This window comes from Acinetobacter sp. WCHA55 (assembly GCF_002165305.2).
GTDB lineage: Bacteria > Pseudomonadota > Gammaproteobacteria > Pseudomonadales > Moraxellaceae > Acinetobacter.
The window spans coordinates 1,528,317-1,551,931 of sequence record NZ_CP032286.1 but is presented as its reverse complement, the minus strand read 5'-3'; the positions used below and the strand labels follow the sequence as shown (position 1 = coordinate 1,551,931).

Annotated in this window: 23 protein-coding genes; 13 read left to right on the top strand and 10 right to left on the bottom strand. The window is 39.7% G+C overall.

What is annotated here, in order from left to right; genetic code table 11:
• Nucleotides 1-134: 134 nt before the first annotated feature.
• Nucleotides 135-1,652: an acetyl-CoA C-acetyltransferase gene (locus CDG62_RS10375; protein WP_087527154.1), complete on the top strand. Its 1,518-nt coding sequence runs from the start codon at nucleotides 135-137 to the stop codon at nucleotides 1,650-1,652.
• A gap of 105 nt (nucleotides 1,653-1,757) precedes the next feature.
• Nucleotides 1,758-2,309, top strand: a complete 552-nt coding sequence (locus CDG62_RS10370) for a hypothetical protein (protein ID WP_087527153.1) — start codon at nucleotides 1,758-1,760, stop codon at nucleotides 2,307-2,309.
• Nucleotides 2,310-2,355: 46 nt separating this feature from the next.
• Here CDG62_RS10370 and aceI read toward each other — a convergent pair whose 3' ends face one another.
• Nucleotides 2,356-2,790 (bottom strand): chlorhexidine efflux PACE transporter AceI, encoded by a 435-nt coding sequence (gene aceI, locus CDG62_RS10365; RefSeq protein WP_087527152.1) that lies wholly within the window; start codon nucleotides 2,788-2,790, stop codon nucleotides 2,356-2,358.
• Nucleotides 2,791-2,889: 99 nt separating this feature from the next.
• Here aceI and CDG62_RS10360 point away from each other — a divergent pair, with 99 nt between their 5' ends.
• The 4 genes from CDG62_RS10360 (at nucleotide 2,890) to CDG62_RS10345 (ending at nucleotide 6,878) form a co-directional block, all read left to right on the top strand.
• A complete protein-coding gene (locus tag CDG62_RS10360) occupies nucleotides 2,890-3,774 on the top strand; it encodes a LysR family transcriptional regulator (RefSeq protein ID WP_087527151.1) in 885 nt (294 codons plus the stop codon).
• Nucleotides 3,775-3,869: 95 nt separating this feature from the next.
• Entirely contained in the window at nucleotides 3,870-4,856 is a 987-nt protein-coding gene (gene tal, locus CDG62_RS10355; protein ID WP_087527150.1) for a transaldolase, read from the top strand.
• 70 nt (nucleotides 4,857-4,926) lie between these two features.
• Nucleotides 4,927-5,577: a leucine efflux protein LeuE gene (gene leuE / locus CDG62_RS10350; RefSeq protein ID WP_087527149.1), complete on the top strand. Its 651-nt coding sequence runs from the start codon at nucleotides 4,927-4,929 to the stop codon at nucleotides 5,575-5,577.
• 125 nt (nucleotides 5,578-5,702) lie between these two features.
• The gene (locus CDG62_RS10345) at nucleotides 5,703-6,878 is read left to right on the top strand and encodes a benzoate/H(+) symporter BenE family transporter (RefSeq protein WP_087527148.1); all 1,176 of its coding nucleotides are present in this window, start codon (nucleotides 5,703-5,705) and stop codon (nucleotides 6,876-6,878) included.
• A 63-nt stretch (nucleotides 6,879-6,941) separates the two neighbouring features.
• Here CDG62_RS10345 and CDG62_RS10340 read toward each other — a convergent pair whose 3' ends face one another.
• The 3 genes from CDG62_RS10340 to CDG62_RS10330 form a co-directional block, all read right to left on the bottom strand.
• Nucleotides 6,942-7,499 (bottom strand): TetR/AcrR family transcriptional regulator, encoded by a 558-nt coding sequence (locus CDG62_RS10340; protein WP_087527147.1) that lies wholly within the window; start codon nucleotides 7,497-7,499, stop codon nucleotides 6,942-6,944.
• Between the two features lie 5 nt (nucleotides 7,500-7,504).
• Nucleotides 7,505-7,849 (bottom strand): DMT family transporter, encoded by a 345-nt coding sequence (locus CDG62_RS10335; RefSeq protein ID WP_087527146.1) that lies wholly within the window; start codon nucleotides 7,847-7,849, stop codon nucleotides 7,505-7,507.
• Between the two features lie 79 nt (nucleotides 7,850-7,928).
• Entirely contained in the window at nucleotides 7,929-8,948 is a 1,020-nt protein-coding gene (locus tag CDG62_RS10330) for an alpha/beta hydrolase (protein WP_087527145.1), read from the bottom strand.
• A 303-nt stretch (nucleotides 8,949-9,251) separates the two neighbouring features.
• Here CDG62_RS10330 and CDG62_RS10325 point away from each other — a divergent pair, with 303 nt between their 5' ends.
• Both CDG62_RS10325 and CDG62_RS10320 read left to right on the top strand, forming a co-directional pair.
• Complete coding sequence (locus CDG62_RS10325; RefSeq protein ID WP_004696902.1) at nucleotides 9,252-9,695, top strand: universal stress protein; 444 nt, start codon at nucleotides 9,252-9,254, stop codon at nucleotides 9,693-9,695.
• An 85-nt stretch (nucleotides 9,696-9,780) separates the two neighbouring features.
• A complete protein-coding gene (locus tag CDG62_RS10320; protein WP_004696899.1) occupies nucleotides 9,781-10,224 on the top strand; it encodes a universal stress protein in 444 nt (147 codons plus the stop codon).
• Between the two features lie 67 nt (nucleotides 10,225-10,291).
• Here CDG62_RS10320 and CDG62_RS10315 read toward each other — a convergent pair whose 3' ends face one another.
• The gene (locus tag CDG62_RS10315; RefSeq protein ID WP_004696898.1) at nucleotides 10,292-10,507 is read right to left on the bottom strand and encodes a hypothetical protein; all 216 of its coding nucleotides are present in this window, start codon (nucleotides 10,505-10,507) and stop codon (nucleotides 10,292-10,294) included.
• 250 nt (nucleotides 10,508-10,757) lie between these two features.
• Nucleotides 10,758-13,367 (bottom strand): aminopeptidase N, encoded by a 2,610-nt coding sequence (gene pepN / locus CDG62_RS10310; RefSeq protein ID WP_087527144.1) that lies wholly within the window; start codon nucleotides 13,365-13,367, stop codon nucleotides 10,758-10,760.
• A 423-nt stretch (nucleotides 13,368-13,790) separates the two neighbouring features.
• Between pepN and CDG62_RS10305 the strand changes: the two genes are divergently transcribed.
• From CDG62_RS10305 to thiM, 3 genes are all read left to right on the top strand, one after another.
• Complete coding sequence (locus CDG62_RS10305) at nucleotides 13,791-14,048, top strand: hypothetical protein (protein WP_087527143.1); 258 nt, start codon at nucleotides 13,791-13,793, stop codon at nucleotides 14,046-14,048.
• Nucleotides 14,049-14,233: 185 nt separating this feature from the next.
• Nucleotides 14,234-15,394 carry a hypothetical protein gene (locus CDG62_RS10300; protein WP_087527142.1) on the top strand — a complete coding sequence of 387 codons (1,161 nt, stop codon included), beginning with the start codon at nucleotides 14,234-14,236 and terminating at the stop codon, nucleotides 15,392-15,394.
• Between the two features lie 11 nt (nucleotides 15,395-15,405).
• Nucleotides 15,406-16,281 carry a hydroxyethylthiazole kinase gene (thiM, locus tag CDG62_RS10295; protein WP_087527141.1) on the top strand — a complete coding sequence of 292 codons (876 nt, stop codon included), beginning with the start codon at nucleotides 15,406-15,408 and terminating at the stop codon, nucleotides 16,279-16,281.
• A gap of 24 nt (nucleotides 16,282-16,305) precedes the next feature.
• Here thiM and CDG62_RS10290 read toward each other — a convergent pair whose 3' ends face one another.
• On the bottom strand, nucleotides 16,306-17,037 hold the full coding sequence (locus CDG62_RS10290; protein ID WP_087527140.1) for a hypothetical protein: 732 nt from the start codon (nucleotides 17,035-17,037) through the stop codon (nucleotides 16,306-16,308).
• Nucleotides 17,038-17,281: 244 nt separating this feature from the next.
• Nucleotides 17,282-18,808, bottom strand: coding sequence for a TerC family protein (locus CDG62_RS10285; RefSeq protein WP_087527139.1), 1,527 nt, complete (start codon nucleotides 18,806-18,808; stop codon nucleotides 17,282-17,284).
• A 539-nt stretch (nucleotides 18,809-19,347) separates the two neighbouring features.
• Between CDG62_RS10285 and CDG62_RS10280 the strand changes: the two genes are divergently transcribed.
• Together CDG62_RS10280 and CDG62_RS10275 are read left to right on the top strand one after the other, a co-directional pair.
• Entirely contained in the window at nucleotides 19,348-19,665 is a 318-nt protein-coding gene (locus CDG62_RS10280; RefSeq protein WP_087527138.1) for a hypothetical protein, read from the top strand.
• 153 nt (nucleotides 19,666-19,818) lie between these two features.
• Nucleotides 19,819-20,283 carry a MarR family winged helix-turn-helix transcriptional regulator gene (locus CDG62_RS10275; RefSeq protein ID WP_087527137.1) on the top strand — a complete coding sequence of 155 codons (465 nt, stop codon included), beginning with the start codon at nucleotides 19,819-19,821 and terminating at the stop codon, nucleotides 20,281-20,283.
• Nucleotides 20,284-20,288: 5 nt separating this feature from the next.
• Here the strand turns inward: CDG62_RS10275 and CDG62_RS10270 are convergent, their stop codons facing one another.
• Together CDG62_RS10270 and CDG62_RS10265 are read right to left on the bottom strand one after the other, a co-directional pair.
• Entirely contained in the window at nucleotides 20,289-20,951 is a 663-nt protein-coding gene (locus CDG62_RS10270; RefSeq protein ID WP_087527136.1) for an SOS response-associated peptidase family protein, read from the bottom strand.
• 262 nt (nucleotides 20,952-21,213) lie between these two features.
• Nucleotides 21,214-23,376, bottom strand: a complete 2,163-nt coding sequence (locus tag CDG62_RS10265; RefSeq protein ID WP_087527135.1) for a malate synthase G — start codon at nucleotides 23,374-23,376, stop codon at nucleotides 21,214-21,216.
• Nucleotides 23,377-23,615 lie beyond the last annotated feature (239 nt).

The following is a 23,615-nucleotide window of genomic DNA, read 5'->3' as shown; positions in this document are numbered from 1 at the left end:
AGAATCATACTTGAGTTATAGAGGATATGTCTTGACCTGAAAGCCTGTTGCAATGTCATTCTAGTCAATTCAGCCCTTTTTATAATATGCTAATGTACACCCTAAGAATAGATTAACATGCTTGGAAAAGCCTTATGAGCAAAACAACTCAAGAAAATCCAGCAGTGGAAAATTCTGCTACGGAAACCGTGTCAAATACATCAAAAAGTACACCGCGTAGAACTAAAAGTACTGGCACGACAACCCAATCAGTAAATAACACGACTAAGCCGACTCGCACTCGTGCTGCGTCAACTCGTAGTAAAAGCCCTGCTTCTTCTACAAATGCTTCAAAACCAAAAACTCAAACTGCTGTTCAACAGGATCAAACCATGAGTCAAAACACTGTTCGCCGCGTGGCTATTATCGGTGGTAACCGTATTCCTTTCGCTCGCTCAAATGGCGCATATTTCACCGCTTCAAATACAGATATGTTCACAGCAGCGCTAAACGGTCTTGTTGAACGTTTTAACCTTCAAGGTCAGCGCCTTGGTGAAGTGGTTGCTGGTGCTGTACTTAAGCACAGCCGTGACTTTAACATGACCCGTGAATGTGTACTAAACACTGCACTTGCGCCAGAAACACCTGCTTACGATATTCAGCAAGCATGTGGTACTGGCTTACAAGCAGCATTCTTAGTTGCCAACAAAATCGCACTGGGCCAAATTGAAGTAGGTGTTGCTGGTGGTGTAGATACCACTTCTGATGCACCAATTGCATTTGGTGATGGTTTACGTAAAGCATTGCTTGAACTCAACATTGCAAAAACGGGTAAAGACCGTTTAAAAGCTTTAACCAAAATCAACCTAAAAGACTTAATGGATGCGCCTAAAAATGGTGAGCCACGTACAGGTTTGTCTATGGGCGATCACCAAGCCATTACTGCGCTTGAATGGGGTATTGCACGTGAAGCGCAAGACGAACTTGCTGCATCTTCACACCAAAAAATGGCTGCGGCTTACGAAGAAGGTTTCTTCGATGACCTGATCACACCATTCTTAGGTTTAGAACGTGACAACAACTTACGTGCTGACTCTACGGTTGAAAAACTTGCTAAGCTCAAACCAGCTTTTGGTAAAGGCGATGCCCGTACTATGACTGCAGGCAACTCAACACCACTTACGGATGGTGCATCTTGTGTACTTTTAGCATCTGAAGAATGGGCGAAAGCAAACGGTCACGAAGTCCTAGCTTACTTAACCTTCCAAGAAACAGCTGCTGTTGATTTCGTTGAGAAAAAAGAAGGCTTATTGATGGCACCTGCTTATGCAGTTCCACGTATGCTTGAGCGTGCTGGCCTTAAACTTCAAGACTTTGACTACTACGAAATTCATGAAGCATTTGCGTCGCAAGTACTTTCTACGTTGAAAGCTTGGGAAGATCCAAAATTCTGTAAAGACCGTTTAGGTTTAGATGCTCCACTCGGTTCAATTGACCGCACTAAACTCAACATCAAAGGTTCTTCACTTGCAGCAGGTCACCCATTTGCTGCAACTGGTGGTCGTATCATTGCCACTGCTGCGAAGTTGATTCACCAAAAAGGTTCAGGTCGCGTACTGGTTTCAATCTGTGCTGCAGGTGGTCAAGGTGTGACAGCAATTATTGAAAAATAATCTCGCCTTCGCTGTAAAAAAGCATCTCTTTTGAGGTGCTTTTTTACTGGTCAAAACCATCAATTTACTCTATAGATAAGAACATAAAACAACCAAATACAAACTATGCGAAATTCATCACCCTTTATTGTTTATCTTAATACCCCAATTCGCTATTATTATTTTTACCTCATTCCCTTAGTCATAGCACTTTTGATTGTCAGCTTCGACTTTCACTTTCAAGGCGTATTTCCAACCAGCATTGTATCCGACTTGTCCAGCCCGCATAAATTTCTCAATGACTTTTTTGCTATTTGTACTTTCATCTGTATTGCCCTTATTTTGATCAATTATTTTCGTGTACAACTCAACCGACAACAAGTTCAGCAGATCAGGCAAAACTACGCAAAACTGAATACACAACAACGCTCAATGTTTAATCCATTAGGCTTAGTATTTTTTATTTTTATGCTGTTCTTTTTCTGCTTAAGCTGGTTTTTGATCAGTGATGAAATCCCATACACAAATTCCAGTACAAAGAAAGGCGCAACAATGATCTATCTCAAAGGCTTTGCGCATCCATATATAAGCGCTTTCGCAAATAGTTTTCATGCTGCCATCACCGTCTTTTTTGCCTTAATGATCCCTTATATTTTAAATGTCAGAAAATTCAAATAAGAATCACATCACATTAAAAAAGCCACAACATTGCGTGGCTTAATTTTTAATTTGAATATTGCGCTTCAGCTTGAATACCCAATTTGGCCTCCACCATGTCATAACACCATTGGAAGATAAAGGTATAAACTAAAATACACATGGTTAAACTGAAGTCGAGTACGATGGCTTGCCAAATACTCATTTGCATTGCATATGCGACCATTGGAATGGTTGCAAGCATCAAACCACCTTCAAAACCAATTGCGTGAAGAACACGTACGCCGATGGTTCTTTTGAGTTTTCTTTTCGCTTCAAACTTTTCAAAGAAATGGTTAAACACCATATTCCATATGACCGAAGTGACTGCCATGGCAATACCGAGCACGCCTGTGACCTCTAAAGGCATATGGAATATGAAACTTAAAGCTACAGCAATGATCACCAATAGGATGATTTCATAGCTGAGCGCATGAATAATCCTTCTTTTGGAAATCAACATTTTTAATTACTCTTTCATGATTGGATGTTGGCTATTTTATTTTTATAATATTGATTAATCGAGTCAGGTTCTTTCAATAAAACTGAAAGATAGAAAATTATGAATATCAATCAAGAGCAACTGATCATTTTTAAAACCGTGATTGAGTCGGGTTCATTTTCAGCTGCTGCACGAAAATTGGGCAAAGTGCCATCGGCCGTGAGTATGTCAATTGCCAACTTGGAAATAGACTTAAACCTACAACTTTTCTTACGTGAAGGACGCGAGCCTATAGCAACTGCGCAAGCCATGACGTTATATGAAAAGACCCAGCAACTGCTGACCGAAATGAATCAATGGAAACAGCATGCCCATGCCCTAAGCCACGGTTTGGAGTCCTCGCTCAATATCGTCGTTGTATCTGAACTGCTACATATGCAATGGATCGACTACATCGCAATATTAGAAGCTGAATTTCCCAGTCTACAGATCAACATTTTTTCTGCACCTCAGGAAGATGCGCAAAGAATGTTACTCAACGGTACAGCGCAACTTGCACTGATGTTCGAACGTGAACAGCTAGAAAGCAGCGAACAGTTTGTTGAATTAAAAATGGAAACTTTAGTCCCTGTCGCAAACAAAGACTTTGAGCTGGCGCAATTTCCACAAGTCAGCTTTGAACAAATTCAACACAGTCGCCAGATCGTGGTTGCCAGCCGAGATAAAAGCATTAAACCTGAGCTACTTTTTTCTAAAGAATACTGGCGGACTGACAATCATCACTCTGCCTGCGCACTCATTATGCAAAATTTCGGTTGGGGTGTTTTACCCTTGGAAATGCTGAATGAAAACCCTCAGCTCAAAACCCAGTTGAAAATATTAGATCTGCTAGATTTCACTCCAAAGTTTGAATATTTTGTCGATTTGGTCTGGAGTCGTGAAAGTGAATTGGGTGCAGCTGCACGTTTTTTAATCCAAAACATCCGAAATCAACGTAAAAAATAGTGATAACTGCTGTTAAAACATCCGAATCCACTTGGGTTAGAAGCAGTTTGTGTTATAAATAATTTATGGGTAATAACTTTAAGAACTAACGATCAATGACACAAACTGCATTAAACCAATTAAAAAGATTAACCACCATTGTTGCTGACAGTAGCGATTTAGCGGCGATTAACCAATTTCGCCCGCTTGACGCAACGACTAATCCGTCGCTGATTACAGCGGCTGCTATTCAACCTGAAAATAAAGAGTTGATTGAGGATGCTTTTGCTCAAGCCAAAACTGAGGGCTATAAAGAAGACTTACTCATTGAACGCACAATCGACATTCTTACCGTCAAGTTTGGGGTTGAAATTCTCAAATTGATTGAGGGTCGTGTATCTACAGAAGTAGATGCTGCACTGTCATACGATACCGATGCTACCATTGAAAAAGCCAAAGAGCTGTTGGCACTATATAAAAACTACGGCGTAGATCAAAATCGTATATTAATTAAAATCGCTTCAACATGGGCGGGTATTCAAGCAGCGAAAGTGTTAGAAGCTGAAGGTATCCATACCAACTTAACGCTTTTGTTTGGTGTGCATCAGGCCCATGCTTGTGCGGAGGCAAATGTCACTTTAATTTCACCTTTTGTTGGACGTATTTTAGATTGGTACAAAAAAGCCGAAGGTGTGGACAGCTATGCAGTTGAAAAAGACCCGGGCGTACTTTCTGTGAAGCAAATTTACCAGTTCTATAAAGCACATGGGATCAAAACAGAAATTATGGGCGCAAGCTTCCGCAGTGTTGACCAAGTCTTAGGACTTGCAGGTTGTGACCTTCTTACTGTTGCACCTAACTTATTGGCAGCTCTTGAACAAGACACACGTGAAGTTAAAGCCCAACTGTCAGCAAGTGATATCACACCAGCAACAACTGCACTTAACACACTCAGTGAAGCTGAGTTTAGAAATCAAATTGAACATGACTTGATGGCAACGCAACTGCTACAAGGGGGTATTGATGGATTTATTAAAGCCCGTCAACAACTGAACACACTATTGCGTCAGTCTTTTGGTCTAGATGAAGAAATTTCAGCTTAACTTGATTTTTCTTCTTTTAAAAGCCGATTTTGCTATCATGCAATATCGGCTTTTTTATTGAGAATATGTTGTGTTTGGGATTATCGACATCGGTACCTATATCATCGGTACAATTTTAATTGTGATTCTACCAGGCCCAAATTCTCTTTATGTGATGTCCATTGCCTCACGTTTTGGTCCAAAGATCGGCTATTGGGGAGCATTAGGCGTTTTCACGGGTGACCTGATCCTCATTCTATGCACGGTACTAGGCGCAGCGTCTCTTTTACATGCTTTCCCTTGGCTGTTTATTTTATTAAAAATTGTAGGGGCTTTGTACTTATCCTACCTAGGTGGAAAACTCTTGATTGCTGGCGTCAAAACGTGGTATTCATCCCCACAGCACCTTGAAGCAAGCTCAAACCAGAATACTTTGCAAACGCTACACCCATTTAGATCAGCGCTGACTATTAGTCTTTTAAACCCTAAAGCTATTTTGTTCTATTTGTCTTTCTTTGTGCAGTTTGTTAACCCTAAATACGCTTATCCTGCACTCAGCTTTACTTTACTTTCAGTCATCTTGCAGATCATCAGCATGGCTTATCTTAGTATTTTGATTTTCTCAGGGATTAAATTGGCCAGTTACTTTAACCGTCAGTTTAAAGTTGCCGCTGTCGCAGTGGCAACTGTTGGTTTACTGTTTTGTGGTTTTGGTTTAAAGCTCGCACTTTCCACCCTGTAATTCTCGTGAATAATCTCGTTATTTTCGATAAAAAAACTATTGTGTACTGTTTTCTTTTTCAAGAACCAGCGTATGATCCTTGAACAATCGCTATTTTCACTCATTCAAATTATGTTTTGATCTTCATGCAAAAATTATTTCAAGATTTCTCAATTCCAGCAGTATTCGCAGGTTTTATTACCTTCCTCATTGGCATTAGTGTGTCTTCTGTCTTGGTCATTCAGTCCGCCCAAGTCTTAGGTGCAAATACTGCACAAATCAACTCATGGTTCTGGGCTTTAGGTCTGGGCATTGGTTTGAGTGGCCTGCTTTTATCTTGGAAACTTAAATATCCAGTATCGACCTCATGGTCTACTGCGGCACTGGCTTTAATTATTGCTACGGGCAGTGGTTATAGCTTGCATGAAGCGATTGGTGCATTTTTGGTCTGTGGTTTAGTTACCGCTATTTTGGGCTTTTTCGGGATCTTTGAGAAAGTTCTGACTTATATCCCGCAAAGCCTAACCAGTGCCATGCTTGCAGGTGTGCTACTGAAGTTTGGTATTTCATTGTTCGCCAGTATGCAAGACCATTGGGGGTTTATTTTATCCATGCTGGCGGCTTATATTGTTTCTAAGCGACTTAGTCCACGTTATTGTATTGTCATTACCGTGATTTCAGGCTTGTTACTCTGCCCATTGTTCTTAGACTTCCATACACCTCAAATCACATGGAGTCTAGCGCAACCTGTTTGGATGGTGCCTGAATTCAGTATGTCTGCTATTTTAGGTTTAGCACTGCCTTTGTTTGTGATCAATATGGCATCCCAATATTTACCAGGTATTGCCATGATTAAAAGCTATGGCTATAACCCACACGTCAATCAACTGATTGGCTGGACGGGTACCGCTCAAGCCTTACTCGCACCATTTGGTTGCTATAGTGTGAATACTGCAGCCATCAGTGCAGCTGTTAGTTTAGATGAACAAGTTCATCCTGACCCATCAAAACGCTATATTGCGGGCATGAGCTGCGGCTTCTTTTACATCTTAATGGGACTATTTGCAGCAACCCTCACCAGTCTGTTGTTGTCTTTCCCTGCAATCTTTATTACAGCCTTAGCAGGCATTGCTTTATTTGGCACGATTAGTCATAACATTGCAATTGCATTTGAAGCAGTCTCAGACCGTGAAGCTGCACTCATGACTTTCTTATTTAGTGCATCAGGCGTTCAGTTTTTTGGCATTGGTTCTGCCTTTTGGGGACTACTCTTTGGTTTTGCAGTTATGCTTATATTTAAGTTTAAAACCAAAAAAGTTTAAGCCTTCATATAAAAAAGCACCCATCGAGGGTGCTTTTTATTTTCAAATAGCGCTGTGTATAAATTAGTGCTGATAACTTCGCTGGATTAGCTCTTGCTTAAGTTGCATGGTCTCAGACAGATTTTCCACCTCAGTAAATGCTGTGAGCCAAATGCCATCTGCGGCATAGCGTAGAATTTTAAGCTCCAAATCATTGTCTGTATTCTGATGGCGCGCCAAACGTTTCTCAAGCCATTCAATCCAATACTCATTAAAGGTACGGTCCGTCAGCATGATCATCGAAATAGCTGACCAAGAGTGCTCTAAACCCAGCACCTGCTTTTCTAATGTAATTTCGATGTAGGCTCGCGTGAAGCATCCGTAATACTCTTGATCTTTGGCTATCAACTGATCCACCACTCGATCTAATTGTTCAAGCTGTTCGACAACCATTGCCTCAAGTAGCTTTTGCTTGTTTGGAAAATGATGAAAAACCCCACCTTTACTCACGCCAACCAAATCAGCTACGGCCTGTATAGAAACCCCAGTCACACCTTTTTCAGCAGCCAAACGGATGGCATGTTGCAAAATACTGTGGCGAACCTGTTCAGGTGCTTTTTTACGTGGAGTTGTTTGTTGCATCAAAGTTAATGCCCTGTCGAATTTGAAAATAAATTAATTACGATTACACCAGAAACAATCAACGCAATACCAATCATTGCGGCGAGATCTAAACTTTGTTTGAAAATAAAGTAGCCAATGAATGCAGTTAAAACAATCCCCACACCCGCCCAAATTGCATAAGCGATACCCAATGGAATCACTTTAATCACTTGTGACAATAAATAAAATGCCAGCGAAAATAAAACCACTACCGCCAGCGAAGGCAATAGTTTGGTAAAACCTTCCGACTTAACTAAAAAGGTCGAACCAATGACTTCAGAAATAATTGCCATCGCTAGCAAAGCATAAGCCATTAATACAGGATTCATACTAAACTCAATTATTAACATACCGATCGGCCGGTATGTTAATAAAACCCCAAAAGTTAAGCAAGTTTTTTAAACATGATTATTTGGATGAATTTATCACTAAATCTGAAGTTCTTTTTATAAAATCAATGGTTCGATCAAAGGTGATCTGACTCGCCTCTTTACTCATCATGAACTGATATTCATGCACCAAATACTCTTTAGAGTCTGGGTAAAAAGCTTCTGTAACTGCCACCTGATGCTGCTTCAGTACTTCAACAAAAGGTAAAGACTGGGTTTTGGTTAAAAAGTCTTTATTTCCACCGCTAATAAATACAGCAGGATACTGTGATGTAATATGTTCGCTATTTGAAATCGACTTTAGAAATGCAGCATCGTCCTTACGTTCGCCTGTATAAGCCTGTACCAAATTATATACACCCCATTCAATCAACTTTAACTCTTCAGGAGCAGTGTTCACAAAGCGATATAAGTCATAAATACCACAATGCAAAATTAGCCCTTTAAGCTGTTTCGGCTGAATGCTCGGCTTAAAATTGGATGCTTGAGCAAATGCGGGATTCGTCAAAAGCGCAGCATAATGGCTGGCAATATTGGCTCCGGCAGAATCTCCAGCAAGATACAATTGGTTTGCGTTAATGTGGTACTGTGTAGCATGTTTTTGTAAAAAACTAAGTGCTTGATTGAGTTGATGTAGTTGCGTTGGATAAATCGCCTCGGGGGCAAACTGATACTCAACTGAAATAACATTGAAACCTTGGTTAGCTAAAAGCTTGAAATACCCACGTGCATGTTCTTTAGAACCAGAAACCCATCCACCACCATGAACCCAAACTACTGTAGGCACTGTACCTAATTGTTCAATATTTTGGGGTTGATAAATATCAAGATTCAGCGCAGGACTAGCTTGATATGGAATATTATTGTGTATGATGACATCGGGAGGTGCAAAGCGGTCCAGCATTTTCATTTGAATATGGGTTGCTGTATTAAATGTACCCGCAATCAGTTTTGTATTCTTTTCTACACTTTGGCATGCGCTCAATAACACAATCATGAAAATAGTACTAAGCACTTTTATTATTGATTGAAAAATCATACTGTTCAGCCCCACCCTTTTTTCAAATGATTCTAATACAATCTTTATCGCATCGCATGGATTAAACAGGTCTCATTTCCGCCTTATTTAAACACTAGAAGCACCTTTTAAAGCATCTTGATTTAAATCTAAAACTTGAGTTTTTCACTCAAGATTTTGGACACGTAAATCGGCTTTTTTTTGAATTATTTTCTTTAAATTTCATGAATTTTCAATTTTTAGCCCGATCAAAATTGAACATTTAATGGCAGTGTGTTATCAATAAATCAAGAACTAAATCTTATACAAAAAGGAGTCCCTCTGATGGCTTACCAACATATTTTAGTCCCTGTTGACGGTTCACAAATTTCTTTTTCTGCGGTTAAACAAGCGGCTGAAATTGCCAAAGTTTTTGGCAGTCAACTCACATTGATTAGCCTAGTTGCTGAAGACCCTCTTAAAGATGCTGATTTTTACTATACTTCTCCAATCATGAAAGACTATTTCATACAAGCCTACAACAATGCTGAGAAAGCTCTTCAGGATGCGGTTCAAATTGCACAAGAGCAAGGTGTAACAGCACAGTCTAAAATCATTAAAGGTGAAGTCTCTGAAGATGCTGTGGTCGAAGCAGCCGCATCATTAAAAAATGACTTAATTGTGATGGGTTCACATGGTCGTAAAGGCTTTCAAAAATTCCTATTAGGTAGCTTTGCTCAAGATGTACTTAAGTCTACTGAGCTCCCAGTTCTCATTGTTAAAGCTTAATCAACTATAACGCTTCTTTATGTGAATTGCTTTCGCATGTACTGCAAAATGATTCTCATCAAGACGCACCAATAAGGAGAAGATAATGAGCTACAAACACATTTTGGTTGCCGTCGATGAATCCCCGATGTCTTATGCTGCTGTTGAACAAGCACTTGAGTTGGCCAAAGATTTAAATAGTCGTGTAACACTCATGAGCGTGATTGCAGTCGATCCATTTGTCGGAGTCGACTTTTATAAAGTAGCACCAGCCATCACTGACTATTTTCTGCATGCTGAGAAAGTCGCTCAAGACCGTTTAGCCGAAGTAAAGCTGTCATTCGACCGTGATGAAATTGAGGTAGATACCAAAGTGATCCGCGGCATCTCTCCTTCTGAAGGTATTATTCATGTGGCCGATGAAGTCGGTGCAGATTTAATTTTGATGGGCTCACATGGTCGTACAGGCTTTAAAAAGATGATGTTAGGCAGTGTGGCACAAAATGTTCTCACACAGTCTCCAATACCTGTGCTGATCGTAAAAGTTTAAACATTTGTTTAAAACAAAAAAGACTGCCGAAGCAGTCTTTTTTGTTTTGCAGAACTCGTTCATATCATTAGCTTTTGCTAATCTGCTGATGCAAATTTTGCAAATAATGCTCTGCTGCCGACTGTTGCATAAAAGTTTTTTGAAATAAACCCGAAGCCTGATGGTTATGCGGGCTATATTCAACATTGACTTGAAATGTTCCCAGTTCAGCACTCTTCGCAATACGAATAGCAATAATATGAACGGTATTTAAATAAAACCCATCTTCAATTTTAACTAACATATCTATTTACACTCTACATGTTTATCTGCTCAATAGCCTGTATACATAAGCCGAAAAAAATACAAAATATTGAGCTAATCATCTGTTATGCCATAACATTATACCCGATAAAATGCGATTAATTTCACACTATTCACATGAAAAGTCATTATTAAAATAAATACTGATATAAATTTACATCAAGCAGTCATTCTTCAGTTTTAATAAAAAAACCAGTCATATGACTGGTTTTTTTATTAAAAGAAATCGGTTAAATGCTTAACATACTGCTTAAAGTTTCACTGACATTCTTAGATTTCACTTGTGGTTTTAAAGCCTCAAGCTTTGCTTTCACTTCGCTACGCTGTGGCTCTGCCAATGTGTACCAACGTGATAAAACTTGCAATAAACGAGAGCCTACAATTGGGTTTTTCTCATCCAAATACTTTGCCAGCCCAATGAAATGATCCACACCAAAACTCCATGTATTCACTGGGTTTGCATTTAAGCCACCACTCACTGAACGGATGCGGTTTGGCACACCCAAATCATAGTCTGCATGTGAAGTAAGGTAATTAATCGTCTCTTCTGTCGCACAAGGATGTGCCGCTTGTAGCATAAACCACTGATCTAATGACAAAGCCTCATCTTTAAAACGTAGATAAAAATCACGTAATGCAGCTTCTGCTTGCGGAGCATCGTTCCACACTAAGACACGTAATGCACCTAACCGTTCAGACATATTGCCCGTGGCTTCGTATTGCTGGTACGCAAGCTCAAAAGCACTTTCATCACCTTGGCGAGCCATCATACTGAGCATGATATTTTTCAGTGCACGGACGCCCATCGCCTGTGAGAACTCTTTTTGCAAATCTGGGTCTAAAGCCAAATACATGTCTTTACAGAACGCCCCTAACTCACGTGCCAGTTTGTCAATCAGAGCATTACGCTGTTCTTGAACTTTCTCAGGTTCATAATCGGTGTCGATACGACTACCCAAATAACCTTCACTTGGTACATCAAATAAACGTGATGCCAAGAGTGGATCTTGCTCAACAAGCGCAGGCAATGTGTTTTTAATGGCTTGAATATAAATATGCGCATCATGACCATTGAGCAAAATACGCTCAAGCAGTGTTTGCGTTGCTTGCCATTGGTTAAATCCATTGGTTTCGTATTGAATCAAGAATGCCAACTCTTCATCGGTATAGTTAAACTCTAAGTTGACGGGCGCAGAAAAATTACGCAGTAATGACACGACAGGTTTCGTACTTAAACCACTAAACACAATGCTGGCTTGGTCTTGATCAAAAAGATACACACCGTCTTTGACTGCATTTTCAAATAAACTGTCTGAGTTTAAAAGCAATTGCTCACCTGTTGCAGCATCGAACAGTGCTAAAGCGACAGGGATTGGAACAGCTTTTAGGTTCGGATACTTAGGATGTGCTTTTAAACTTTGCTTAAAGTTTAAGGTATAAGTTTGTGCAGCCGCATCATAATGGCCTTCAGCTTCTAACTTTGGTGTACCTGGTTGATTATACCACGTTAAAAAGTTGGATAAATCTACGCCTGAACCCGCGGTCAAAGCAGCGACCCAATCTTCAACTGTCACAGCTTGACCATCATGGCGTTCAAAGTATTCATCGGTTCCTTTACGGAATTTTTCTTTGCCTAATAAGGTTGCCATCATGCGGTTAATTTCCGCACCTTTTTCATAGACCGTTGCAGTATAAAAGTTATTGATTTCCACAAAATGGTCTGGACGCGGTGGATGAGACAATGGTCCTGAATCTTCTGGGAACTGATGTGCTTTGAGTACCGCAACGTCGTCAATACGTTGAACCGCAGCAGACTGTAAATCTTCTGAGAAAGATTGATCACGGAAAACAGTTAAGCCTTCTTTTAAACACAATTGGAACCAATCACGGCAAGTAATTCGATTACCTGTCCAGTTATGGAAGTATTCATGGGCAATCACCGACTGTACACGCATGATCGCGGCATCTGTCGTGTATTCTTCATCAGCCAAAACACATGAGGTATTAAAAATATTGAGACCTTTGTTTTCCATCGCCCCCATGTTGAAAGCACTGGTCGCCACAATCATATAATTATCTAAATCATAGGGACGACCATAGTGTTCTTCATCCCAACGCATTGAATGCTTTAAAGCTTCCATCGCAATATGACATTTCGGAATATCTTTTTCTTCAGCATAAATTTCTAAAGCTACATCACGGCCTTCAGAGGTCACATAACGGTCTTTTAAAACAGCCAAATCACCAATCACACAAGCAAACAAATATGCTGGTTTTTTGGTTGGGTCTTTCCAAACGGTATAGTGACGACCTTCGCCTGCCTCGCCCGCTTCAATCAAGTTACCATTGGCAAGCAGCACTGGATATTTTTTGTCAGCTTCTACACGTGTGGTAAACACTGAAAGAACATCAGGACGGTCTGGATAAAAGGTAATTTTACGGAAACCTTCAGGTTCATTTTGGGTTACGAACAAATCTGATGCGGCTTGGTATAAGCCTTCAAGTTGTGTATTTGACTCAGGATGAATGATCACTGATGTCTCAAGCTTGATCTGATTTGGTGCATTGCGAATCACCAACTGCTCTGCATCAAGCGTATATTGCTCTTGGCTGAGTTGCTGACCATTCAGCACTACACTTTTCAACTCTAAATCACGACCAAGTAAAACCAAATCACCCTCAGTTTGGCGCGTCAGCTCCAGTACAGCATCAACTTGGCTATGCTCATCATAGACTTGAATATCAAGGTGAATGCTGTCTACTAAAAAAGATGGTTTTTGGTAGTCTTTTAAATAGACGGTTTGATCTGCTTCAATAATTGGATTTGCCGCAATATTCATGTCATGTCCTAATGCTATTGGTCTACAGCTTTATATTGTGTCTGTTTTGATCATACGACAAGTTTGCCGTACTGTCTGTGTATGTTGAATGATATTTATATGGGCACCTTGAACAAGCTTTTCAATTCTATTGTTCTTATCCGGCTCATATGACTGCGCCAAGTGAATAAGAAACAAGCACCCTTCTCATTGTGCTGTGCTTGTATAGCAATATTTGCACCAGTCTTTACACTTGCAGAGTGACATTAACTTTCGGTCATTCAAACGATGAGAAACTTAAATACATCGATAAGATATAAAGCCAGCTCTTTTCAAATATCTAACTTAATTTTCAAATTGGCTACATTTTGTGCACAGTTTTTGCTTGTATCTAAATATGCATAGCGCATGATAAAACTTAAGCAAAACAAATAGAGGTGTGAGATGTACTTAAAAGACCATATCGTCCGCGTCGAAAATATAAAAATGCTGCAAGCAATGCATGCTGCAAAAATTGATCATAAAGTGATTGCTATGTTTATGAGCTGTGAAGGAATGCCTTTACAAGCACATGATGTCAGCAGCATTTTAAATCACTACAACACTCTGGGAATTAAAAAGTTGCCAAGCAAAAAAGTGCAAGCCATGATTGAAGCTAAAAAATTAGGTATGGAAGACGACTCTCTGCCTTGCCCCGTTTAAATTCTACTAGTCCAAAAAATACGGTGCATGCCGTATTTTTTTTCCTTATAATCGTCACTGCATTGCTTCACCCTTCTACCATTTACAACGTTCCTCTGCTTGTTCAATTACACTGCAATTTACAACGCCTTTCTGAAATTTTAGCGTGTATAATTTGAGAAAATCCTGAGTTTCAGATTCATCTTATGTCGCTTCAAATTTTGCACAAACAACTCGATGAAAGCGCGCCCTGTCCACTTTGTCAGGCAGCCATGTTTTGGGTGGATGCAGAACAATACGACAAAGAAATTAACTTTCATGAATGTAGCCACTGCCAACATCGTGTTTTTAGCAATTCAAATCTGAATTGCCACTGCGACAGTTGTTTAGTGCAGCGAAAAAAAATATTGAAAGAAACTCGTCAGCAAGAACAGCGCAAAACTAAAAATCAAAAAGACATTTATGAGTTTGAGCTGGGCCAGCTCAGTTTTATGCAGAAATTATTTTTATTAGCCCTACTTGATGACTACGTACAAGAACATACTCAGCACCAAGAGTTTATTGATTGGGAACAGATCAAATATTTTAGCATCACCCCCAATTATCTGTTTCAAAATAGTCTCGTCAAACAACTGGTAAAAGAACAGATCCTTATTGCCAAAGATTTTGCCAGTGAAGCCCATCAATATTATATTAATGTGCGTTTAGATGGCTATTCTGAACCCAGCCTATTTAGTATTACGCAGCAGTTACGTTATTGGTTTTATGAAAATCTTAGCCTTGGTGTGCCTTTTAAGACAGCAGATGAAGTCAAAAATGCCTTGTACCAATTGCTCTATCAAGAAATCATCCAATTTATGCAATTTTACTGCCGCACTTGGGGTATTCAAATTGCGGGAAATAACAGTTTCCAAGTATTTTGTTATCGTTTACTCGATGTACTCGCGGTCGGACAAATTTATTATTTAATCCAAACCGCATTGGAGTATTTGTATGAACGTAAAGCCTTACAACCCAGAAATGAAAACTTCATCAACACCAACTTATTGAAAAAAACTTTACAACAATACCGAGAACGCAGTGTGGCTGAAAAATGGGAAACTTCAACGCTGCCTCGACCGCATAACCTACCATTCAGCAAAATGAGCGAAGTTTTATTTTTCCGCTTTTTAGGTTATGACGAAGCTATTTTCTTCCAGCCTGTCTCTCGTTCATGGCAAAAAATTGAGCCACGTTTAAGCTTCTATTCGCAAAAACGCTGTATGTACTGCGGTTCCAATGAACTCACCGTAGATTATGATGCCGATCAATATGTGACTTTATTTTGCCGCAAATGTAAGCACCAAGACCACTATTTCACCAAATAAGGGCACCCACTATGACCCAGCTTTTAGACCTGTCCTTGCTTAACTCAGAACAATCAATTCAAGACCAAACCGATGTCTTGGTGGAATATGTTGCTGAAGCTTGGACTGCGCTGCAAACGCAACAACCTTTGGTACAATGTATCACCAACAGTGTGGCTGCTAACTATACAGCCAACGTTTTATTGGCTGCCAGTGCTTCACCTGCCATGATTGATAATCCCTTTGAAGCAGAAAGTTTCACCCGCATTAGTGCAGCACTTAGTATTAACCTAGGTACGCCAACCTCTGAACAAATGCAAGCCATGCAAATCTCGGCACAAACCGCGCAGCATCAAAACATACCGTGGGTATTAGACCCTGTAGGATATGGGCCATTTTTAAAGTGGCGTTCTGAAATGGTTGATCAGCTATTGGCTTTTCAACCTACCATTATTCGTGGTAATGCATCGGAAATCAGCACACTTGCGGGGAATCAGATCCAAGCCAAAGGCGTTGACAGTACAGCAAGCAGTGCCGATGTCTACCATCAAGCAAAGACACTTTTAGCACAGGCTGAAGTCATTGCTATTTCTGGTGAGTCTGACTACATCCTTTCCAAACAACTTGATGCTGTAATCCAAGTCAATGGTGGTTCACATTTACAACCCAAAGTTACAGCTACGGGTTGTGCCCTCGGTGCATTAATTGCTGCCTATAGCGCAGTCACCAATCCTATCATTGCTGCGCTGTCTGCCCATGTCCACTTTGCCATTGCTGGGCAGCTTGCTTATACCCAAAGCCAAAGCACAGGAAGTTTTAATGTAGCATTTATGGATCAGATTCATCAAATGAAAGCTGAAACCATTTATGAATATGCGAATATACAGCTTATCCGCACTTCAGCCTAAATAATGCATGGCGAGAGTTTCTGCTTAAGCAACTTCTCGCCCTAAAAACATATTCATCGCAGCCTCCAGCAGAGTCAACACATCTAACTTACAAATACACATTAAACCCATACCGATAAAATAATCAGGTATATGTTGCATATAAAAGTTGATATGACGACTAACTCGATTTCGAAGTCGAATCAATTGTTCAGGTGTGGTCTGCGGCAGTACACAAGGATGCACAAACACATCCTCACTGCGCTGTTGCACATTCACATGACGGTTTTGTATTAAATCCAGTACCTGTAAATAATCCTCAGGCATTGGCACTTCTGCACGTGGATAAAAGCGTTTTGAAGCCGAAGCAAACAGCCGATATACTTTTGGCTGCATCAAACTCGAAACAAACCATAACTGACGCGTAGGATATTTTAAACGATAACCCAAGGTCACTCGAATTGCAGATAAAAGTGTTTTGTTTTGATTTCGGTAATCGGGTAAAAAAGCTGCACGCGAGCTCAGTATATATAAGGTTTGATGTGCTGTCTTAAGCTTCAAGATGGCAATAATATTTTGCCCAACTACTTTTTTACGATGATAAAAACGAATAATAGGTAATGCCACTACATCAGGGTTATACACCAATTGATGCAGTTCTGCTGGGATTGCATTTGGAAAAATTTGTCGATCAAAAGCTTCAAGTTCTTCAAATAGAACTTGTTTTTTCTCTACAGAAAGCTTTTTAAAATCAACGACCTTTTCTATAAGTTGCATGAAGTGCTTCCATTCTTATTTTAATCATTTGTTTTACTGCTATAGTCTAAATGCAATGCTTTGACGACCATAGGTATAGAAAAAACTGTCTTCACCAAACCGACAACGTCAAGGACCAAATACAACAGCCCAATTGCGGGCATAGAATAACTGCTTTTTATTTAAGTGCATAGCGCTTATTTTATAAACAGAAAAATGCCAGCACGGAGCTGGCATTTTTTCTCACAATCTAGTTTTGCAATGATTAAGCAGGACGATAAGTAATCTTCACGGTCTTAATTCGGTTTGAATCCAACTCAAGCACTTCAAAGTGAACACCTTGATAGTCTAGTTGAGTTCCAACGTGTACATCACCATGGGTTTTATCTAGGATTAAACCCGCAACACTAATATAGCCAGCATCATCTTCAACCAAATCGATCATCCCGAGTTCCAGTTCCAGCTGATATAAATCCAGCATACCTGTCGCCCTCCATGTCTGGTCATCTACTTTTACCAAATCAAGTTGCTCATCGGCATCGGGGAATTCACCAGCAATCGCTTCAAATACATCAAGTGGTGAAACAAGACCCTGCACATTCCCAAACTCATCGCTCACCAAAACCAATGAACCTTTAGAGGTTCTTAGCGTATTAATCGCATCAATGACCTTCATTTTTTCAAAAATGTAAATTGGACGATGACGTTTGATCAAATCTTTCAATTGTTCTTCATCATCTAAGACATCGAGCAATTCTTTAGCACGCGCAATACTGATCACTTTATCCATGCTACCACGACACACAGGAAATAAACTGTGCGGCACAGACAATACCTGCTCACGAATTTTCTCAGGTGAATCATCAAGATTGACCCATGAAATTTGACTACGCGGTGTCATGATCGATGCGATTGAACGTTCAGCCAACGTCAGCACACCACCAATCATATAACGCTCTTCATCCGCAAAAGTTTCTTGCGCTTGGATTTGATCAGGGTCTTCTGCTTGGATCTTACCACCCATAAGTTTTAAAATAGAATCCGCAGTACGATGACGCAGTGGAATTTTTGCTTCATGTTTTGCCGCATTGCGCTCACCAAACTGGTTAAAGGCTTCAATTGCAATTGCGACACCAATACCTGAATAGATATACCCTTTAGGAATGTGGAAGCCGAAACCTTCCGCAATCAAGCTAATACCAATCAACAATAAGAAGCTTAAACACAAGATAACCACAGTCGGATGACGATTTACAAAGGTCATTAAAGGCTTCGACGCCAACAGCATCACCACCATGGCAACGACCATAGCCACCATCATCACATTAATATTGTCGACCATACCAATCGCAGTAATCACCGAATCCAACGAGAATACCGCATCAAGGATTACAATCTGTGCTACAACCGCGGTGAAACTAGCATAAACCACATTGGTGGTCAGCTTAACTTCTGGCTTGCCTTCAATTTTTTCATGCAACTCGGTAACGGCTTTATAAACTAAGAATAATCCACCAAATAAAAGAATCAGATCTCGCCCAGAGAATGTCCAATCCAATACCGTAATCAGCGGTCGAGTCAGCGTAACTAACCAAGTGATGATAAACAACAAACCTAAGCGCATTAAAAGTGCAAGCGACAGACCAATAACACGCGCTTTATCACGTTGCTCAGGAGGAAGTTTTTCAGCCAAAATGGCAATAAAGACTAGGTTATCAATACCTAAAACTATTTCTAATATAATCAGCGTAAGTAAACTTACCCATATTGCTGGATCTAATAAAAATTCCATTATTTTATTACCCCAGAATTATGATTCTGTTTTAAAAGCATAGACCTGCACGGCGACGGATCCATATTTGTGACCTGTTCAACTAAAGATGAAATAATTATGCCTGAGATGTTTGGGTTGTAATAATTTTTTTATGATTTTTAACAAAATTTTAATATTTGAGCACTTATTATGCAAAAAATACATAAAAATATCGAAGTCCATATCTTAAATTTGTCACTTAATGCCAATTGTCGTATTCTATAAAGATTAGACGCTACGGTCACTTTTTAGTTTTTCTAATTAAAACACATTTAAAATAAAACACAAATTACTGTTTTTACTTGATTATTTATTTTAATAATAGTTAAAAAATATCAATTTACTACATTTATGATCACTATGAATGACACTTTTTGTTAAAAACACTAGTTCACAAATCCATTTTTTTCACTAAAATGAGACACGACCAACATTATTGTAAAATTGGTCAACAATTCAAACTGAGGATGCACGGATTGACCGTCCGATCAAAATAATCGAAGACAGGATTCATCGCTATGAACAATGAAAAAGCATTGACTTTTAGTAAGATGTCAAAAATGCTTGCTAATACTAGCTATGAAGGCGTATATCTGCATTTAGACTCCTCATTTGATCAACATCAAGTCAAAGTTGTGGTTTCGCATAATAACCAAAAGTTTGAAATGCACTTGCCTATCGTTCTACAAGACGGTGTCCCCATGGCTAAACTCTCTTTGGATTCTCACCAGAATGCTGAAGTCGAAGATGAAGTTGTACAATTTGCTCAAAGCATTGTGAGCTTCCATCAAGATAAAGACGGTTATACTCTGTCTCTTCTAAACAGCCACGCTTAAGTGTTCTTGATTACTGGCAAAGATTATTCATTAACGGATTTTCTTTATGATGAAAAATCCAGTAATTTTGTATTGATAAGTGTATGAGTGTTCACATAAAATGTGTTCAAATGATCTACAAAATAAAAATACGATTCACGGGGAATCCGTCACATGACCAAAAAGTACAGTAAGTTCCTACCAGGTTCTGAAGATTTTTCTTTAGAAAGTTTTCCATTTTACTGGGTAACGCAAGTACATGCACAGTATGTACTTAATGTCGATCACGCTTTAAAAAAGTATGGTTTAGATAACTCACGTCGTCGCATTTTATTGGCTCTACATTCAAAGCCACATGCCAGTGTTTCTGACTTATCTGACATGGTGGTCTCTAAAATGTCGACAACCACCAAAATTGTTTATCGTTTAAAAGATGAAGGATTGGTTGAAACTTATTCTTGTGAAGATGATGCACGTATCACTCGTGTCCTTCTCACCGAAAAAGGTATTGAAATGACGAATAAGATCAATGATCTTACAAGTGTTGTGCTTGAGCAATCATTTGAAGGCTTAACACCTTTGCAAATTGAAAAAATGATGGAAAGCCTCAAACACGTGTTTAAAAATTTAGCTCGCTAAACCATTTAAAAGTCGAAAAAGTTGAGTTGGGGACTCTCTTTTTCGACTTTTATTTTCGGCACATGAGAACATTCAAACTCTTCAACAGGAAATCCTTGTACAAAGGATTGAATATTGGGGGATTTCCAGCTGAGCCACTCCCCTAAGCGCTCATGCGGAATCACGATTACTGAGCGCTTCACATTCCCCGGCTCATGAAACTCTCGCATCATTAAATGGTCTATGGCATCCATTGTAAGCATGGTTGCGGAACGTATCACTTCACCTGCTATACGACAGATTTCATAAAGTGCAGCAACAAAAATAACTTGCCCATCCTGTCGTCTAACACCCCATCTCTGTGGCTTTTGTTCTATGTATTTAGACTCATAAAATTCAAAAACGGGAATCACCCCAAACTGATATTTGGAAGTGGCTTCAATAAAACTGGCCTTTTGCAGAAGTGTCTCACTTCGAGCATTATAGGTTTTGCTTGCAATACTCTTATCTTCTGCCCACTTTGGTATTAAGCCAAAATGTACCTTACGCCACTCAAAACCTAAATTTGATTTAAACAATAAGGGTAGCTCATATCCAGGGTAGACTTCTTCGACATAATCAAACGGAATTTCAGGTAGACCAAACTGTTGTACTTGATTAGGAGTTATAGGCTTAAAATTAGCGCACATGGATTTTCATCCAACTTGATGGTTAACAATAGTATGACGAGATTTATAAAGCGAATTGTATTAGGCTTTTATCCTCAGCGTCTAGTTGAGATACTTATTTAGCACTACGCTTAAAACCATTCATAACCTTGAGTAAGCCCAATCTATAGATCACTGTTATTACCCAAAATTAAATCAGTCTTATTGATTTCCTCTAAGGATACAGTATGACTTATTTCATCCAATAAAAAAGCCTCCGAAGAGGCTTTTTTAGATTTATAGGTTAGTCACCTGTATAACCTTTTAACTTCAAGCGTGCAGCATGCAGTAATGGCTCTGTATAACCTGATGGCTGCTCACCACCTTTAAACACTAGGTCATACGCTGCTTTATATGCATAACCATCGAAGCTTGGTGCCATTGGTGTGTAAAGCGGATCGTTTGCATTTTGCTCATCAACGATTTTCGCCATACGCTGCATCACTTCTTCAACTTGCGCTGCAGATACGATGCCATGACGTAACCAATTTGCAACGTGTTGAGATGAGATACGTAAAGTTGCACGGTCTTCCATTAAACCAACATTATTAATGTCTGGAACTTTCGAACAGCCTACACCCAAGTCAACCCAGCGCACAACATAACCCAAGATCCCTTGAAGGTTATTTTCAAGCTCTTTGGTTTTCTCTTCTTCAGTCCAGTTAGTGTCTGTCGCTAAAGGTGGTGTTAACAAATCGTCCAATGATAATGGTTGAGTATTCAAAAGTTCTTTTTGACGCTCAGACACGTTGCATTGGTGATAGTGAATCGCGTGAATGACAGCACCAGATGGAGATGGAACCCATGCACAGCTTGCACCTGCTTCTGGATGTTCAATCTTGGTTTTGTACATGTCTAAAAGCATATCTGGTTTTGGCCACATGCCTTTACCAATTTGTGCTTTACCACGTAAGCCCGCTTGAAGACCGATCATCACGTTACGGTTTTCATATGCTGGGAACCAAATTTGTGATTTCACTTCACCCTTACGAACGAATGGACCTGCTTCCATAAAGGTATGGATTTCATCACCAGTACGATCCATGAAACCTGTGTTAATGAAGATGGTACGGTCTTTCGCCTGAGCGATACAGTTTTTTAAGTTTACAGAAGTACGACGCTCTTCATCCATGATACCGATTTTTAAAGTTTTTGCAGGCAAGCCAAGTGCTTGCTCTGAACGCTCAAACAACTCAACCGCAAAAGCAACCTCTTCAGGGCCATGCATTTTAGGTTTTACGATGTACATTGAACCCTTACGAGAGTTCTTGTTTTCGTTTTCACCTTTAATGTCTGCAAAAGACAATAGCGGAGTGATTAATGCATCCATGATACCTTCGTAGATTTCAGCACCATCTACAAGGATCGCAGGGTTGGTCATAAGGTGACCCACATTACGAAGAAGCATCAATGAACGGCCATGAAGTTTCGTTTCACCACCGATCAAGTTTTTGTGCGTACGGTCTTTGTTCAAAGTACGCGTAACGGTTTTACCATTTTTCTCGATAGACTCTGAAAGTGTACCTTTCATCAAACCTAACCAGTTACGGTAGCCTTCAACTTTCTCTTCTGCATCTACAGCAGCGATCGAATCTTCTAAATCCTGAATAGTCGTTACAGCAGCTTCGAGAACCAAATCTTTTACGCCAGCGGCATCTGTTTTACCAATTGGGCTATTCGCATCAACTTCAATCACAACGTGTAGGCCGTTGTTTAAAAGTACGATTTCTGTTGGTGCAGCTTCATTACCATTAAAACCAACGAATTGTGCTTCGTGTGCTAAGCCTGTTGTTGAACCATCTTTCAAGGTCACAACTAACTTTTTGCCTTCAACTGCATATTTTGTCGCATCAGCATGCGAACCATTCGCTAATGGGAAAGTTTCATTTAAGAAGTTTTTAGCAAATGCAATAACTTTGTCGCCACGTACAGGGTTATAGCCTTTACCTTTTTCCGCGCCACCGTCTTCAGGGATCACGTCAAAACCGTAAAGTGCGTCGTATAAAGAGCCCCAACGTGCGTTTGCAGCATTTAAGCAATAACGTGCATTACGTACAGGTACTACCAATTGCGCACCAGCCAATAATGCGATTTCTTCATCTACATTTTCTGTGCTGATTTGGAAATCTTCTACTTCTGGTACCAAGTAGCCAATTTCAGTAAGGAAAGCTTTGTAAGCTCCAAGTTCAAATTTGTTGTTGCGGTGCCATTCATCGATCTTCGCTTGAATGTCGTCACGCTTAGCCAATAGTGCTTTGTTCTTTGGGCTAAGATCGACAACGACTTGTTCAAAGTTTTTCCAGTAAGTTTCACTGTCCAAACCTGAACCTGGAAGTGCTTCATTTTCGATGAAATCGTAAAGTTCTTTAGCAATCGCTAACTTGCCTTTTTGAATACGTGCAGTCATTGTCTTTCCTGATATTGCTACTTTTTATACAAGAGATTCTAGTATACCGATTTAAACTTGGCTGAATAGTAATATCACCGTGCGAAATAGTGATCATTTTTTATTTAATAAAGTATACAAACTACCAAATAAAATACCGCTCAAGGCACAAGCATTATCAATTTACAAAATGCTCTTTAGTAGTTTATTAAGTTTCTGAAATGCCGAAATTAGACTTAAGTGCAGTTTTGAATATTTTT

Excerpts from the sequence above, each read along its gene's own strand:
- CDG62_RS10375 (WP_087527154.1), top strand. The coding sequence starts at position 135 with ATGAGCAAAACAACTCAAGAAAATCCAGCAGTGGAAAATTCTGCTACG.
- CDG62_RS10370 (WP_087527153.1), top strand. The coding sequence starts at position 1,758 with ATGCGAAATTCATCACCCTTTATTGTTTATCTTAATACCCCAATTCGC.
- aceI (WP_087527152.1), bottom strand. The coding sequence starts at position 2,790 with ATGTTGATTTCCAAAAGAAGGATTATTCATGCGCTCAGCTATGAAATC.
- CDG62_RS10360 (WP_087527151.1), top strand. The coding sequence starts at position 2,890 with ATGAATATCAATCAAGAGCAACTGATCATTTTTAAAACCGTGATTGAG.
- tal (WP_087527150.1), top strand. The coding sequence starts at position 3,870 with ATGACACAAACTGCATTAAACCAATTAAAAAGATTAACCACCATTGTT.
- CDG62_RS10345 (WP_087527148.1), top strand. The coding sequence starts at position 5,703 with ATGCAAAAATTATTTCAAGATTTCTCAATTCCAGCAGTATTCGCAGGT.
- CDG62_RS10340 (WP_087527147.1), bottom strand. The coding sequence starts at position 7,499 with ATGCAACAAACAACTCCACGTAAAAAAGCACCTGAACAGGTTCGCCAC.
- CDG62_RS10335 (WP_087527146.1), bottom strand. The coding sequence starts at position 7,849 with ATGAATCCTGTATTAATGGCTTATGCTTTGCTAGCGATGGCAATTATT.
- CDG62_RS10330 (WP_087527145.1), bottom strand. The coding sequence starts at position 8,948 with ATGATTTTTCAATCAATAATAAAAGTGCTTAGTACTATTTTCATGATT.
- CDG62_RS10325 (WP_004696902.1), top strand. The coding sequence starts at position 9,252 with ATGGCTTACCAACATATTTTAGTCCCTGTTGACGGTTCACAAATTTCT.
- CDG62_RS10320 (WP_004696899.1), top strand. The coding sequence starts at position 9,781 with ATGAGCTACAAACACATTTTGGTTGCCGTCGATGAATCCCCGATGTCT.
- CDG62_RS10315 (WP_004696898.1), bottom strand. The coding sequence starts at position 10,507 with ATGTTAGTTAAAATTGAAGATGGGTTTTATTTAAATACCGTTCATATT.
- pepN (WP_087527144.1), bottom strand. The coding sequence starts at position 13,367 with ATGAATATTGCGGCAAATCCAATTATTGAAGCAGATCAAACCGTCTAT.
- CDG62_RS10305 (WP_087527143.1), top strand. The coding sequence starts at position 13,791 with ATGTACTTAAAAGACCATATCGTCCGCGTCGAAAATATAAAAATGCTG.
- CDG62_RS10300 (WP_087527142.1), top strand. The coding sequence starts at position 14,234 with ATGTCGCTTCAAATTTTGCACAAACAACTCGATGAAAGCGCGCCCTGT.
- thiM (WP_087527141.1), top strand. The coding sequence starts at position 15,406 with ATGACCCAGCTTTTAGACCTGTCCTTGCTTAACTCAGAACAATCAATT.
- CDG62_RS10290 (WP_087527140.1), bottom strand. The coding sequence starts at position 17,037 with ATGCAACTTATAGAAAAGGTCGTTGATTTTAAAAAGCTTTCTGTAGAG.
- CDG62_RS10285 (WP_087527139.1), bottom strand. The coding sequence starts at position 18,808 with ATGGAATTTTTATTAGATCCAGCAATATGGGTAAGTTTACTTACGCTG.
- CDG62_RS10280 (WP_087527138.1), top strand. The coding sequence starts at position 19,348 with ATGAACAATGAAAAAGCATTGACTTTTAGTAAGATGTCAAAAATGCTT.
- CDG62_RS10275 (WP_087527137.1), top strand. The coding sequence starts at position 19,819 with ATGACCAAAAAGTACAGTAAGTTCCTACCAGGTTCTGAAGATTTTTCT.
- CDG62_RS10270 (WP_087527136.1), bottom strand. The coding sequence starts at position 20,951 with ATGTGCGCTAATTTTAAGCCTATAACTCCTAATCAAGTACAACAGTTT.
- CDG62_RS10265 (WP_087527135.1), bottom strand. The coding sequence starts at position 23,376 with ATGACTGCACGTATTCAAAAAGGCAAGTTAGCGATTGCTAAAGAACTT.